The 14,527-nt window shown below is 41.5% G+C and carries 16 protein-coding genes; 11 read left to right on the forward strand and 5 right to left on the reverse strand.

Features of this window, described 5'->3' with window-relative positions:
* The first annotated feature begins 103 nt into the window (after positions 1-103).
* On the forward strand, positions 104-646 hold the full coding sequence (locus MKZ03_RS08355) for a GNAT family N-acetyltransferase (protein WP_307499662.1): 543 nt from the start codon (positions 104-106) through the stop codon (positions 644-646).
* A gap of 140 nt (positions 647-786) precedes the next feature.
* On the forward strand, positions 787-1,365 hold the full coding sequence (locus MKZ03_RS08360) for an undecaprenyl-diphosphatase (protein ID WP_307499663.1): 579 nt from the start codon (positions 787-789) through the stop codon (positions 1,363-1,365).
* A 52-nt stretch (positions 1,366-1,417) separates the two neighbouring features.
* On the opposite strand, the gene MKZ03_RS08365 is transcribed toward MKZ03_RS08360, so the two are convergent.
* Positions 1,418-1,789: an iron chaperone gene (locus MKZ03_RS08365; RefSeq protein WP_034660752.1), complete on the reverse strand. Its 372-nt coding sequence runs from the start codon at positions 1,787-1,789 to the stop codon at positions 1,418-1,420.
* A 495-nt stretch (positions 1,790-2,284) separates the two neighbouring features.
* The gene (locus MKZ03_RS08370; protein WP_034660753.1) at positions 2,285-2,530 is read right to left on the reverse strand and encodes a hypothetical protein; all 246 of its coding nucleotides are present in this window, start codon (positions 2,528-2,530) and stop codon (positions 2,285-2,287) included.
* A 756-nt stretch (positions 2,531-3,286) separates the two neighbouring features.
* Here MKZ03_RS08370 and MKZ03_RS08375 point away from each other — a divergent pair.
* Complete coding sequence (locus MKZ03_RS08375; protein ID WP_307499665.1) at positions 3,287-4,399, forward strand: response regulator aspartate phosphatase; 1,113 nt, start codon at positions 3,287-3,289, stop codon at positions 4,397-4,399.
* A gap of 461 nt (positions 4,400-4,860) precedes the next feature.
* Positions 4,861-5,097 carry a hypothetical protein gene (locus MKZ03_RS08380; protein ID WP_307499666.1) on the forward strand — a complete coding sequence of 79 codons (237 nt, stop codon included), beginning with the start codon at positions 4,861-4,863 and terminating at the stop codon, positions 5,095-5,097.
* Between the two features lie 27 nt (positions 5,098-5,124).
* Here MKZ03_RS08380 and MKZ03_RS08385 read toward each other — a convergent pair whose 3' ends face one another.
* Together MKZ03_RS08385 and MKZ03_RS08390 are read right to left on the reverse strand one after the other, a co-directional pair.
* Positions 5,125-5,820: a YoaK family protein gene (locus MKZ03_RS08385; protein WP_307499667.1), complete on the reverse strand. Its 696-nt coding sequence runs from the start codon at positions 5,818-5,820 to the stop codon at positions 5,125-5,127.
* Between the two features lie 34 nt (positions 5,821-5,854).
* Positions 5,855-7,720 carry a DNA ligase D gene (locus tag MKZ03_RS08390; RefSeq protein WP_307500661.1) on the reverse strand — a complete coding sequence of 622 codons (1,866 nt, stop codon included), beginning with the start codon at positions 7,718-7,720 and terminating at the stop codon, positions 5,855-5,857.
* A gap of 114 nt (positions 7,721-7,834) precedes the next feature.
* On the opposite strand from MKZ03_RS08390, the gene ku reads away from it, so the two are divergent.
* Positions 7,835-8,683, forward strand: coding sequence for a non-homologous end joining protein Ku (gene ku, locus MKZ03_RS08395; RefSeq protein WP_106037743.1), 849 nt, complete (start codon positions 7,835-7,837; stop codon positions 8,681-8,683).
* Positions 8,684-8,861: 178 nt separating this feature from the next.
* Here ku and MKZ03_RS08400 read toward each other — a convergent pair whose 3' ends face one another.
* The gene (locus MKZ03_RS08400; protein ID WP_095285204.1) at positions 8,862-9,305 is read right to left on the reverse strand and encodes a DUF2188 domain-containing protein; all 444 of its coding nucleotides are present in this window, start codon (positions 9,303-9,305) and stop codon (positions 8,862-8,864) included.
* 160 nt (positions 9,306-9,465) lie between these two features.
* On the opposite strand from MKZ03_RS08400, the gene MKZ03_RS08405 reads away from it, so the two are divergent.
* The 6 genes from MKZ03_RS08405 to MKZ03_RS08430 all read left to right on the forward strand — a co-directional run bounded on the left by MKZ03_RS08405 (position 9,466) and on the right by MKZ03_RS08430 (position 14,453).
* Complete coding sequence (locus MKZ03_RS08405) at positions 9,466-9,939, forward strand: VOC family protein (RefSeq protein WP_106037251.1); 474 nt, start codon at positions 9,466-9,468, stop codon at positions 9,937-9,939.
* Positions 9,940-9,987: 48 nt separating this feature from the next.
* Positions 9,988-10,401 carry an Rrf2 family transcriptional regulator gene (locus MKZ03_RS08410; protein ID WP_334749237.1) on the forward strand — a complete coding sequence of 138 codons (414 nt, stop codon included), beginning with the start codon at positions 9,988-9,990 and terminating at the stop codon, positions 10,399-10,401.
* Positions 10,402-10,532: 131 nt separating this feature from the next.
* A complete protein-coding gene (locus MKZ03_RS08415) occupies positions 10,533-11,384 on the forward strand; it encodes an SDR family oxidoreductase (RefSeq protein ID WP_341031524.1) in 852 nt (283 codons plus the stop codon).
* A 187-nt stretch (positions 11,385-11,571) separates the two neighbouring features.
* A complete protein-coding gene (locus MKZ03_RS08420; protein WP_340973796.1) occupies positions 11,572-12,288 on the forward strand; it encodes a (Fe-S)-binding protein in 717 nt (238 codons plus the stop codon).
* A 21-nt stretch (positions 12,289-12,309) separates the two neighbouring features.
* On the forward strand, positions 12,310-13,731 hold the full coding sequence (locus MKZ03_RS08425; protein WP_341031526.1) for a LutB/LldF family L-lactate oxidation iron-sulfur protein: 1,422 nt from the start codon (positions 12,310-12,312) through the stop codon (positions 13,729-13,731).
* Positions 13,731-14,453 carry a LutC/YkgG family protein gene (locus tag MKZ03_RS08430; protein WP_307499670.1) on the forward strand — a complete coding sequence of 241 codons (723 nt, stop codon included), beginning with the start codon at positions 13,731-13,733 and terminating at the stop codon, positions 14,451-14,453. The genes MKZ03_RS08425 and MKZ03_RS08430 overlap by 1 nt, the downstream gene beginning before the upstream one ends.
* The last annotated feature ends 74 nt before the right edge of the window (positions 14,454-14,527 follow it).

Here is a 14,527-nt window from a genome sequence, read left to right on the forward strand (position 1 = left end):
TTATTGAAGACAGTTCACAACAACTTGATTGTCAAAGCTAGTGTATGTCATCTAAAATATGGAGAGACTAGAAAACACGAAAGTATGCAAAGAGGAGTCATCTATGAATCAATTAGAAACGAATCGTTTAGTTCTTAGACCGTTTTGCGATGAAGATGCGGCAGGGATGCTTGAATACTTGTCTAATCCAAGAGTAAATTGTTTTCTTAGTGATCGAATTTCTTCATTAGAAGAAGCTGTGGCTAAAGTGCAACAGAGAAAAGAAGACCATTCATATGTAACGGTTTGTTTAAAAGAAAGCCAACAGATTATCGGTGAGTTGTTTCATTTAAAAGAGGAGCCTGATACGTATTCAATCGGCTGGAATTTCAATGCAGCATATGAAGGAAAGGGGTATGCACGTGAGAGTGCTGAGGCTCTTTTGTCCTATTTATTTGTAGAAAAGGCAGCAAGGCGGCTTTATGCCTATGTAGAAGATGATAATGTCCGTTCGCAGGCATTATGTGAGCGACTAGGCATGCGGAAAGAAGGCCTTTTTCTTGAGTTTATTTCATTTACTACATATGAGGACGGCACCCCTAAATATGAAAACACGTACCAATATGCTTTGCTAAAAAAGGAATGGGAGCAACATCACTCTCTATAAGCAGTTAGTGAATGATGTTCAGGTGACGGCAAAGTGACAAACATGTCATATGATTCCATGGTTTGTTCGTTCGATCGATGGAGCGGTCATCTCATTTCAATTATCCTTGTCATAAATCGAGGAAAAAGGGATGAAATTAGATGCAGGGATATAATGAAGATTTATTTAGGTGGGTGAATCAGCTCAGTATCGATCATGGTTACTTGAATCCGTTATTCATTGGACTAGCTGAATATACAGTGCTGTTAGCAGCGCTCATGTGTCTGTTCTTTTGGTTTCAAAATCGAAGCAGCAATAGGGCGATGGTCGTATCTGCCGGATTTACTTTCATATTGGCAGAGTTAATTGGCAAAATTGCAGGAATTTTTTATTCCAACCAGCAGCCCTTTGCCGAAATGAGTCATGTCAATCTTTTGATTCAAAAGGAAGTAAATAACTCTTTTCCGAGTGATCATACCATCTTTATTTTTTCTGTTTGTCTGATCTTTTGGCTTTTTCACAAGCGCCATGTTTATTGGCTGATCATTGCGTGCGCCGTTGGTTTTTCAAGGATTTGGGTAGGTGTCCATTATCCATTTGATGTCTTAGCAGGTGCTGTCATAGCGTGTTTAACAGCGGTCGCTGTTGTATATTTGCCGATATGCCAAAGGAGCGTTAATGCCATTTTGTCATGTTATGAGTGGCTTGAGCAGAAAGTTGTAAGGAAGAGAACAAAATAACATGTTGCAGCAAAATACCCCGATCTGTTAATGGCTCAGATCGGGGTATTTTTTATTTTCGCCAAAACGTTGAACAATCCGCTTTGTCTTCGATATTAAATTCGATAATTTTTTTTAGGAGAGGATAATCAACTGGCAAGCTTTCCTTCATGCGAAACATCTTTTTTCCATGATCGTAACCCGCTTGTACAATGTCAGCTGAAAAGTGATCGATTCCTTTACCTTCTGGTGCGACAGAAATGTGATGTTTTGCTACGCTAAACCCAATAATAAATGTGCCGTGGTCTGTGAACATGGGCTGATTCCAAGCAATTCTTGGCTCTAATTGAGGGAATGTGTCTAAAATCCATTGTAAAATGTCTTGTGTGCGCTGCTTCAGCTTTGGATTACCGATATTGCTTACATATTCTTCAAACACATGCATGATGTTTTATCCTCCAATTCCATCGACCTCATACGTCTCAGACGGGATTCGAACCCGGTAAGCATAGGTTAGGGGCAACACGCTTCCCTACGGAATTTCACCTGTCTCAGTGTGCTTTTTGATGCTTCTGAAACCCTTACCTTGCGGCTCGCCAGCTATAATTCGTTTTACAGTGCTCTAGCCTTCTAGAGCTGCTGAGGCGCGGAAGTTATTGATCTTATTATATATAGTAAAATGCTAATAGGGTTATTGTAAAGAAAAACCTATGTATAAAGAGATTAGGGAGATTAAACCAAAATATGCTCCAAAATTAACTATTACAAGGTATATAATGAAATCGGTATGAGTGAAAGATTGTATACACGTTTAAAAGCAAAGACTTTCCTAAACCTGGATTATGCTCTCAATGAGGTTTAATTTAAAGCACCCGTTTAGAGGAGTTTGACTTTGAAGTAAAAAACGACCCCAAAATTGGAAGTCGTTTTGTAAATATTTTTATTTTGAAACAAAGCATTTTCCGTTAGATAATACTTCGCATTTTACAAGGAAATAACTGTTACTACTTGTCCAAACTTGAGTGTAACTTACCCCATTTTGTTTAATTAATACGTAATCCCACTGATCAGGATAAGCATCTCTGACCCACTCTAACGGAGCAGCACTTGCAGTATTCATAGAAAATAACATTGTTGCAGAAAAGGCGATAGATAATACAGCTTTTTTTAATGTTGATTTTTTCAAACAAAACAACTCCTTAATTTGAATTAACCTATTATTTGTAAATAGGTTAATTCAATAGTATCAAAGAGAAAAAGCATTTTGTGTCGAATTTTGTAAAAATACCTTAAATTTACCTATTTATATAAGGTGATAATTTTCACAATGTATGAATAAACCTTTTAACACTTTTAAAGCTTTATTGATTTGTTTTTTTATTTGCGTATAATTGGCGTCGTTTTTGGCGGAGCATGACGTAATATCGTATTATGCGATAGATTAATTGAACAGCTTTTAAAAGTGCTTTTCGTTCGGTAAATTTTGCGATTAGTTCCATGGGTTCTCTTTCTGCCGCTGATCTTTACGCGAATCGCACAAAATAGTCAAAGGCACATATGATAAAAGACCATATGGATTTGTATACAGCATTGAATTGGACTGATAGAAGGTGACAAACCTGTTGATGAGTAAACTGAAAGAGATAAACTATCAAACAAAAATGAAGGCGTTACTCACAAGCGTTCAAGGACAAAAAGCCCAAAAAAGGGCTTTTTCATTTCATTACGAGATGATTGGTTACTTTAAAACCGAAAAAAGGCGGAATTTTTACACAAACATCATTGACTAGAAGAAAGAAACGCATTTTCAATGGAAACGGTTATTGAAGATTCAAGTGATTCATATTAAAATGATCTCAAATGGACTAATTAGCAATTGCTAATAGAAGTTCCATATTTAGTGAAATCATGTGATGCAGCTGAAGGTGATTGGGGGTGTAGAATGAGCAAGATTCCTGTTGCGGAATTGGCATCATTATTAAATGACTGGAACATGGAAATCAAAAAAGATCATGCAGATGAGGCAGAACGGTTATTTGCTAAAGCGAAAGAAGCGGTAGAGGAAATTGACGATGCGGACATTCTTATGTACTATTCTCTTCTTGAGAAGAGGCATCACATTCTCATGTACAATTTAAGAGGGCAAAAGGGCAGTGTTTCAACGAGAAGTATAGAAGGTCATCACGGGAAAAAAGAGGATGACTTGTCTAACCGACTTGCCTACTATTTTGATTTTTATGAGGGTGTGTATGAGCAGCATCAAGGAAATTACGAGGTTGCATTGCAAATGTATCAAAGTGCTGAAAAGCTCTTAGATAAAATTCCAAGTGAGATCGAACGTGCTGATTTCGATTTTAAGGTGGCCTGGCTTTACTACCGACTTAGTCATATCATGCTCTCATTAAGCTATATCCGCAGAGCACTTCACGTCTATAAACGGCACAAGCATTATGAAAGAAGAACGGCACTTTCATACTCTCTCATTGCGGCGAATCAAACAGAGATCGGCCGGTATGAAGAGGCGCTTGAAAATTATCGCCTAGCGGAAGAGGTTTTGACAAACGAGCAGGATGACTTTATGCTGGCTCAGCTCCATCACAATGTAGCCATTTTATATTCATTTTGGAACAAACCGAAAGAATCAATACGTCATCTTGAAAAAGCACTGTCCCATCAAGAATATTATGAGTCGGATTTCTTTTTCCATTCTACGTATCTGATCAGCCGGGAACTCTGTGTGATTGGTGAAAAGCAGCGTGCAAGCCAATATATAGAGGCTGCGTATGCCAGAATAAAAGATGCTTCTCATGAAGTGTTTCAGCTGAAAATAGGCATCGTCCATGACCTTTACTTAACGAATGCACCACAAAGATTTCAGCAAATTGATGAGAAATTAAGAAAGTTAGAAGAGAAGAATGAATATCATGAAGTAAAAGAGCTTTCACATTTTGCGGCTAAGTATTGTGAAAAGCAAGCACTTTATGAGCAGTCTGTTTTTTACTTGAACAAAAGTTTAGAAGCGGATTTACATATGAAAAGAATGGGGTTGATTTAAGATGAAAACAGGTTTAAAAGTATTATTCGTTGTAGGTTTAGCGATCGCTGCGTCAGTTCTGACTCAAAACGTTGCGGGTTCTTTCGAAGTAGCAGAAAAAATCATTGGTGGTTAATCCACCATTTATCTCTCGCCCTTGTTGATCATCGTCAGCAAGGGTTTTTTGTATGTTGTTAATAGGCTCTTCTTATTAAACGCTACAAGAACGTTTAATAAGAAGAATTCGCAACAAAGGGGGTGTGCAAATTTGTTACCTGCCCCATTATTCTAAATAAACATAGGGCAGCGCAACAAGTTAAAAAGGTCACCTTTCTTTGCTTAATTTAATTTTTTGCAGGACTTTTCATTCACATTTTATCAAATTGGTCTATTGTACATAGAAGTAAAAGGAAAAGTCGGAACACCGCTCCATTTGTCATGCATATGATGTGATGAGTTGTTAGACGAAAGCAGGTGATTGTATGTATCCACGAGTTTATGGAGGTTTTCATGGAGGCGGTTTTAGCGGTGGGGGAGCACATATCGGATCGTTTGGTTCTCATATCGGCTTTGGCGGGTATTATGTGAGCCCTGGTGTGTTTTCTGGTTTAGGCGGTTTCCCTGGATACGGGGGATTCGGGACATTTTCTGGATATCCGTATGGCTCCACGTTCATTATGGGGCGGCCTCCTGGTTTTTATGTGAGAAGTTATGAGTGAACGTTGAAATAGCCATCTAACGATTGGCTATTTCAATTGGTGAAAGTTCTTAAATGCAGCAGTGATCACAATCACCCCAAGGATAGAGATAGGCAGCCAAATGATGATAAACGGATCGTACGCATCTGTGTATGCCGCTAAAGCGGCACCTAGGCAGTAAAAGACAATAGAGCCTATTCGCATGAAACTGACATGCTGAATAGGAGTTTTTCTTTTTTCCCGGTGTGAAATGCGCTGAGCCAAATCTTCAAATAGGTTAGCGAGTGTACTCGTTAGAACCGTTGTGGAAATGCCAGCCACATTTAATTTGCGGGCGGCCGCTGTCTGGAGACCCATGGCCATACTTAAAAGGATAATCAGCATAAAATAAGCACCTTGTGTATAAGGGAATATGGTCATGAGAGCAAATAGAAGTAGTATCATGACTTCTATGATAAAGATACGTGTAACGGCTTTTGGCCAAAATGTTTTCTCATGCTTTCCGCCTATCACAACAGCAAGTAAAACCCCTAGAACGAATCCACTCAGTGCAGTGATGGAATGAAGGGCTGTTAGCTGCAAGGAGCTTCCTGCTGCAATGCCAAGCAGCACAATATTACCTGTCATATTGGCTGTAAACACATGCCCTAGGCTCAAATAGCCAATCACATCTACAATTCCTGCGGAAAGGCACAAGAAGATTAGTGCTATATTTCGAAATGAATGTGCGGTCAAAATGGTCATCCCTTTCTTACTCTCTAATGAATAAGTGTAACGCTTAATGACCGCGTATGTCCATCTTATGTGCCGGTATGATGTCTTCAAGCCGATGCAAAACTTGTCTGAAAGTGTCATCATTTACAAGATGCCTCATACGGCGGAATGGATCTCCTTTTTCCTTTAGACGCTCTATAACAGCTGGCATGGTAAACAAAGAAGGATGAAGTCCATCTTGATGGAGTTCATCCCATTCAAGCGGTGTCGCTACAAGTCCAAGCTCATTTCCTCTTGGTGAATAGGGCGCGATGATTGTTTTTCCAGCATCGTGCTGAATATAGTCTAAATACAAGCGATTGCCGCGTTTTTTCTTAAGACGTTCTAAAGTAAATAGCTCAGGAGCTTGTTCACATAAAAATTGGCATATAAACGCGGTGAATGATCTCGTTTCTTCGTATGTGAAGGCATTTTTCTTTAATGGAATATACACTTGCAGTCCTTTACCGCCGCTTGTTTTAATAAAGGCTGTAAGAAAGAGCCCGTCTAAAAGCGCTTTGATTCGCTTGGCAGCTTCTATGGCTAGGTGAAACTCGTTAACAGATGGCGGGTCTAAATCAAAGACGATTTCGACCGGCCGGTCCGTATCCCTTGTTTCAAAAGGAATATGAAATTCCATCGCAAGCTGGTTACCGAGCCAAAGAAGCGTCTGAGGGTCATTACAGACCGTGTAAGCAATATCATCAGCTTGATCGGTCAACACAAAATCTGGTGCATAATCAGGTGTCGACTTTTGATAAAAGAATTCATCCCCAGCGCCATGAGGGAACCGAATTAAAGTAAGTCGTCTTTCACGTAAAAAGGGCAAGAGATAGGGAGCCGCTTGTCTCAAATAAAGTAAGTAATCTGCCTTGTTCAGATGAAGAGCCGGCACAATCGGTTTTTCAGGATGAGTGACGTCAATCACGGCAGGGAGCGGATACAGCTGTTTGAGCATTTGCTGAAACGTACACGCTGCTGGGTCAGTATCTAGTAAAAAGGAAGAAAAACGCGGCTCTCTTAAGGCGGATCCATCAAAGGATATACAAGCAATGCTGGCGACGATAGAAGGAGGGATTTCATATCCTGATGCTCCTTTTAGCTGGCCTTTTGTTTGAAAGAGTGTACGCAGCGTTTGTTCTTCTTCTTTAGAAAACCCATGCTTGAATTGGACAACCTCGGTGAGATGATGATCTTGATAAATACAGCCTTGGAAATAGCCATTTTCTTTATCAAAACGAGTCACAATGACAGAGACATAGCGCCAGTTTTTGACTTTCAGCCATTCTTTTGACCGGGTATTGTCGTGCCATTTACTCGTCTTTTTTTTCGCAACGAGTCCTTCCGCTAAATACTCCGTCATCAGCTTTTTCATATATTCATGATTTGTGTCTGTATGAATGAGTTGAAGAAGGGAAGGGTGCTCCAGCTGAACAGTTGGCGGAAGTTTTGCTTCTTGGAAAACTTGCTGTAACTGTTTTTTCCTATCCATCAACGGTAAATCAACAAGGGATCTCCCTGTGCATCTTAATAGATCAAATGCAATCAAATGACATGGAAACCGTTCAGCCTGCAGCTTTATAGCATCTTTGTTTTTCAGCCTGCCTCTTTGCTGAACCTTTGCAAAATCGCTTTGCTGTTCATCCAGTAAAAAGACCAATTCCCCGTCAAGCGTCAGCGGTAAAAAAGGAGCAAACTGGTCCCTTAATTGTTCGCACTGTTCAATAACCTCAGGAAACTGTTCGTTTAATCGTTTTCCGGCTCTACTTTCTAAATGAATCTCGTTTTCCTCCCACATCAGGATGGTCCGAAAGCCATCATATTTTAATTCATACACCCAGTCTGAACCGGTAGGAATATCATGTGCCGCCGTTAATCGCATAGGTTTCATTGTCATGTCACTTCCTCATATGATGTGTTCTTAGAGTGGGATGAAATTTTCATTCGCATACATAAGTCTGATGAAAACATTACATAGTAAGGAGAAAAGAACGGAGGCGACGCGATGCATACAGTTTGGAAAGGCGGCATTAGCTTTGGACTAGTCAATATTCCAGTTAAGCTGTTTACTGCTACAGAGAACAAAGATATTAAATTAAGACAGCTGCATAAAGAGTGTCACACGCCCATTAACTATAAAAAGGTTTGTGCCAACTGCGGGGAAGAGGTGGCACCAGAACAAATCGTCAAAGCGTACGAGTATGCGAAAAATAAATTCATTGAATTAGACGATGAAGAGCTAGAAAAACTGCGAAAAGAAAATGAAGAAAAAGCCGTCGAAATCATTGATTTTGTGAAGATAGAAGAGATTGATCCAATCTATTATGAAAGAAGTTACTTCTTATCCCCGGATACTGGCGGTGCGAAGGCATATTCATTATTAAGAAAAGCTTTAGAGGAATCGGGAAAAATTGGTGTGGCGAAGATTATGATCCGCTCAAAGGAGCAATTAGCAATCGTTAGGTGCTATGAACATATTTTGCTGATGGAAACCATTCATTTCCCCGATGAAATTAGACAGGTATCAGATGTACCGAATATCCCCCAAGAGGAAAACATTGTGAAAAAGGAGTTAGATACAGCGCTCCTTTTAATCGAGCAGCTGACCACGACATTCGATCCAGCGGCATATCAAGATGAATACAGAGAACAGCTGATGAATTTAATTGGCGATAAAATATCTGGAGAACATACGGTTCAGCCAGAAACGACAGGCAAAAAAGATCCGGCATCCAATGTGACTGATTTAATGGCGGCTCTACAGGCTTCAATCGATCGATCAAAACCAGCCAAAGCGAAAAAAGCAGCACCTAAAAAAAGAAAAGCACCAGCGAAAAAAGAAAAGAATGCATAAGAAAAGACCGCTTATGGGCGGTCTTCACTTTCTTCTTTTCAGCGTGATAGAAAACCTTTAAAGTCTAGGAAGGACGAGCACCGGAGCGGAGCGAATTTGACATTCGTGAGCACCGAAGCGCATACCTGACAACGAATGCGAGGGTTTGCCTACACGCTGAGATCGCTTACGGGCGGTCTTATTGCGGTTTTAACACGTCCTGAATTTCCCCGTCTTTTCTGTGAATAACAACAGAAGTCCCTTTATTAGATGCAATCTCCTTTGCCCGGTCAATTGCTTCTTGTTTCGTTTCTTTGACCTCACTTGCTCGTTTTGCTTTCTCTGTTTGAACCGCCCAGCCTTCTTCATGTTTGACGACATGCTGCGCATGATCCATGAGCTCTGGTCTTGCGGAGCTGCTGCCCTCAGAAGGTTTGACAGAACCATGAGATGAGAAATTCTCTATCTCTTTCTCCGTTGCGTTTTTCTTCCACTCTTTCGCTTGACTGATTGCAATTGGAATGGCTCTATTTTCCTCATAGCCTTCCTGTATCATTTTGTTGGCAATCTCAAGCGCTTTTTTTCGAATGACGTTGTCTAATGATTTAAATGAAGCTGGATAATCGTTCATCGTCCAAGGCATATGAACCGCTCCTTTCTTTTATTTGAACACCTTCCCCCATCTGCAATAGATCAAACATATCATTCTTCTCAAACCAATGAAGGGGATAAAATACATCGTTTTGCTGAGGCGGAATCTCATCAAATCCAGGAGAATAGAAGGGAGAAAAGGAGTGGTTTTGATGATGATAAAAGGTTTGTATGAAGCCCATTTACCTGTGAGTGATTTGAAGGCATCTATTGCGTTTTATGAAAAATTGGAATTGACACTTGCTCACGAAAATGAACGAGTTGCTTTTTTATGGATTGAAAAAGGAAAGAGCTGGCTTGGCTTGTGGAAAGTAGATATAAATGCCTTTCCATACCATCCCTCGACTCGGCACGTTGCCTTTCAAATTACAACGTCCAGTATCGAACAGATCAAGGCTTGGCTGGTTGAAAAAGGCATCAGTATTCACCCAATGTTTGGTTTTTCAGAAGAGGAACAGCCTTTAGTTCTGGATAATCCGCCGCAATTTCATGCAGCGATCTATTTTCTTGACCCAGATGAGAATTTGCTTGAATGCATTGCCCCGCTTGAACTTGATACAGCAGAAGACTACGATATCATGACATATGAGGACTGGGATAGAAAGAAAAATCCGTTTATTGATTGACAAATTCACTAATTGTAACTATATTGATTACAACGGTGGTGAAAGATTGTGAAACAAATTAGCAGCAGGTATCCAATTGCTGTTCATATTTTGTCATATATTGCAGGTGTTCCAAATGAGTGTACAGGGGATTTTATTGCGGAAAGTGTGAATTCAAATCCAGCCACTGTTCGAAAAATGATGGCAATGCTCAAACGGGCGGGACTTATTGAGATACGCCGCGGAGTAGGCGGTGCTTACTTAAAAAGGCCGGCAGAGGAAATCACGCTGTTAGATGTGTACCGTGCTGTCGATGTAAGCGAGGATGAAGAATTATTTAACTTCCATCAGCCAGTCATCGCATGTCCGATTGGTCAAGCAATGGATACAAGACTGAGGAGTGAACTAAAAGAAGCTCAGGCAGCGCTTGAAAATCACCTCAAACAAGTGACCATCCAGCAATTGTTGACAGAGTCAGAATAAAAGAAGCTCAGGCTGAACTTGAGCTTTTTTTACACCAGTTGTTGTAATCGAGATGGTTATAACGAATAAACGGATACGTAAAACTGTACCAAAACATCACCGTCGAATCACAAAATGAGGAGGTCAAACAAATGAAGTTATTAGTAACAGGCGCAACAGGACAACTTGGATCGCTCGTCGTCCAGCATTTGCTTACAAAGGTACCGGCTGAACAAATTGCGGTCAGTGTTCGAAACCCGCAAAAAGCAGCACATTTGAAGGAATCTGGGGTGGATGTACGCCACGGAGACTTTACTCAGCCAGACACCCTTAAGGCAGCCTTTCAAGGCATTGACCGTCTTTTGATGATTTCAACTGCAGAAGGAGACCGCGTGCAGCAGCATACGGCTGCCATCCAAGCGGCGAAAGCAGCTGGTGTATCCTTTATTGCTTATACAAGCGTTGTGAGTGCAAGAGAGAGTCAGCTTGTCCTTGCACATGACCATGCAAAAACAGAAGAAGCGATTGTGGCCTCTGGCATTCCTCATGTGTTTTTAAGAAACAATTGGTATGTAGAAAACGAAAAAGATACGATTCTAGCAGCCGTTAGCGGCGCACCATTTTTAAGTCCAATTGGTGATGGCAAGGTTGGCTGGGCAACAAGAAATGACTACGCAGAAGCGGACGCAAATGCGTTAACACTTCCTGTACATGATCAGGAGATATATGAGCTGTCAGGACCTCTTCGGACGCATACTGAACTTGCACACATTGTCAGTGAGGTAAGCGGAAAAGAGATCAAAGTCGAGCAAATTGATGTCGACACATTTGGAGAGTTTTTAGCTTCAAATGGTGTACCAAAAGAAGCTGTTCCGTTCGTCAAAGCCATTCAAAGCGGCATTCGCGATGGTGCCTTAGCTGTTGAAAGCCGTGATTTCGAAACATTATTAGGCCGGCCCTTAACACCTATCGAAGAAAGAATTCGTGAATTGACTTCAAAATAAATCTTCTCAAGCGCCCTTAAAAGGGCGTTTTTTTCATTCATCCACACGAGCCATATGTCCAAATTTAGACAAATCACTTCGTTGAAATTTCAGAAATTTGGGATTAAAATGAAAATAGGGCCTGTTATTTCGTCATCAGATGACCAAAGTGATGATTCAAATTGCAGCAAAGAAGGGAAGTTCGCCGATGAAAGTCCATTTATTCGTTACCTGTTTAATTGACACCATGCAGCCAAATGTAGGAAAGGCGACAGTGGAAGTACTAGAAAGGCTCGGTGTAGAGGTGGAATTTCCAGAGGCACAAGTGTGCTGCGGACAGCCAGCCTTTAACAGCGGCTATACAAAAGAAACCATCAAAGCAGCAAAAAACATGATCAAAGCCTTTGAATCAGCTGAATATGTCGTGACGCCATCAGGTTCTTGTAAGGCGATGTTTTTAGAATATCCTCATCTTTTAAAAGAAGAACCAGTGTGGACTGCAAAAGCTGAGGCACTTGCTGAGAAAACATATGAATTAACCGAGTTTATTGTTGATATATTACACGTCACAGATGTAGGAGCGAGCCTGAAAGGAAACGCAACCTATCACACATCCTGTCATATGACGAGACTGCTGCGAATTAAGGAAGCACCTTTCACACTGTTGTCACATGTCAAAGATTTGACGATGACACCATTGCCGCGCGCAGAAAATTGCTGTGGATTTGGAGGAACCTTTTCAGTAAAAATGACACCTATTTCTGAGCAAATGGTCGATGAGAAAGTCCAAAGCATAGAGGAGACAGGCGCTGAATACATTATTGGTGCTGACTGCGGATGTCTGCTGAATATTGGCGGGAGGCTGAATCGTCTTGATAAGCCCATTCAAGTGATGCATATCGCAGAAGTATTAAATAGCCGCTGACTTTAAGAGGGGGAACGGCACATGAGTATGAAAATTGGAGAGAAGGGCTTTAAAGAACGAATCGGGGAAGGGTTAGAAGATACTGTCATGAGAGGTGCTGTTTCCTCAGCGCAGGAACGCCTGTATGAAAGGCGGCTATCTGCGAGCGAAGAGCTTGGCAACTGGGAAAAGTGGCGAGAACTTGGCGAGGAAATCCGGCAGCATACGCTGACGCATCTTGATGACTACTTATACCAATTAAGTGAAAGCGTTAGTGCACGTGGAGGACATGTCTTTTTTGCAAAAACAAAGGAAGAGGCATCGGCGTATATACAAAATGTGGCACAGAAAAAAGCGGCCAAAAAGATCGTTAAATCAAAATCAATGGTCACAGAAGAAATTGAAATGAATCAAGCGCTTGAAGAGATCGGCTGTGAGGTGGTGGAAAGCGATCTTGGCGAGTATATTCTGCAAGTAGATGATCATGAACCTCCTTCACATATTGTGGCACCTGCTCTTCATATGACGAAAGAACAAATACGGGAAGTATTTCATGAGAAGCTAGGGTATGAGATGTCAGAGACACCTGAAGACATGACGAGTTTTGTAAGAGCCATATTACGTGAAAAATTCCTCGAAGCTGACATTGGTGTCACTGGCTGTAATTTTGCTGTCGCCAATACAGGTTCCATCTGCCTTGTGACAAATGAAGGGAATGCGGATCTTGTCACAGCTATCCCGAAGACACATATCGCCGTTATGGGCATGGAACGGATTGTTCCAACGATGGAGGAACTGGATGTCCTTGTTGGTCTTTTGTGCAGAAGTGCAGTTGGTCAGAAATTAACAAGTTATATTTCTGTCGTCGGGCCAAAAGGAGGAGAAGAAGTGGATGGACCAGAAGAATTTCACTTGGTCATTGTAGACAATGGGCGGTCCAATATATTAGGTACTGCCTTTCAGCCTGTTCTCCAATGTATCCGGTGCGCAGCCTGTATTAATGTGTGCCCAGTTTACCGGCATGTGGGCGGACATTCATACGGATCGATTTATTCAGGGCCAATTGGCGCTGTTCTTTCGCCGCTTCTTGGCGGCTATGATGACTACCAAGAGCTCCCCTTTGCATCAAGCCTTTGCGCAGCCTGCACAGATGCTTGTCCAGTAAAGATCCCGCTTCACGAGTTATTAATAAAACATCGACAAGTCATCGTTGAAAAAGAGGGGAGAGCGTCTAAAGCTGAAATGATGGCGATGAAAATGTTCGGAATGGGCGCATCGACTCCCGGAATGTATCAATTCGGAACAAAAGCAGCCCCTGTATTGATGAATCGTGTGGCTTCAAACGGACAGATTTCAAAAGGAATAGGTCCTTTAAAGAATTGGACAGATATTCGTGACCTGCCAGCTCCAAGTAAAGAAAGATTCAGGGATTGGTTTAAAAAGAGACAGAAGGAGGAGCAGTGATGAAGGGAACCATTTCTCACCGAGAGTCGTTTTTAGCTCATATCCGTAAGCAATTAGGTAAAGATTCCTCCCCGTCTGCATCTATTCAGCGTCCAGCTTGGAAGCATCAAGTCCAGTGGGAAACAAACGGACTTTTGTCTAAAGAAGAAATAGTCGAGCAACTGAAGAAGCAATGTCAACGAATTCACACAAGAGTGGTCGAAACAACACCAGAGGAAGCGCCCTCTGTATTAAGATTATTGATGACAGAGTATGGAGAGGGTTCTGTGATGACGCCTGTCGATCATCGTTTTGAACAATATGGATTTCATCCGATGTTTGACAGCTTGCAGCACGAAGGATTCGCAGTCACCAGATGGAATGCTGAGGCATCAAGGGAAGAAAATATCAGGCTGGCAGAACAAGCGACATATTCGGTTGTATTCAGTGATTACACCCTTGCAGAATCAGGTACAGTCGTCCTTTCATCCCATCAAGGCCAAGGCAGAGCGCTGCATTTTTTACCGATGATGTATATTGTGTGTATCGAAAAAAGCACAGTGGTTCCGCGGATGATTCAGGCTGTTTCGGCTCTTAATCGTTCGGTAGAAGAGGGGGAGCAGGCGAAAGGTGCTATTCATTTCATATCAGGTCCGAGTAACTCTGCGGATATTGAGATGAATTTAGTGGTAGGTGTTCATGGTCCAGTTCGGGCCGTTTATCTATTGATAGATGATGAGTAGGGCTTTCGAGATGAAAGCCTTTTTTTCATGCAAAAAAGCTCACACAAGTTTTAAAATCATCTTGCCTCTAGCGG

It is taken from the genome of Bacillus sp. FSL R5-0431, assembly GCF_038002985.1.
In the GTDB taxonomy this organism is placed as follows: domain Bacteria; phylum Bacillota; class Bacilli; order Bacillales; family Bacillaceae; genus Bacillus.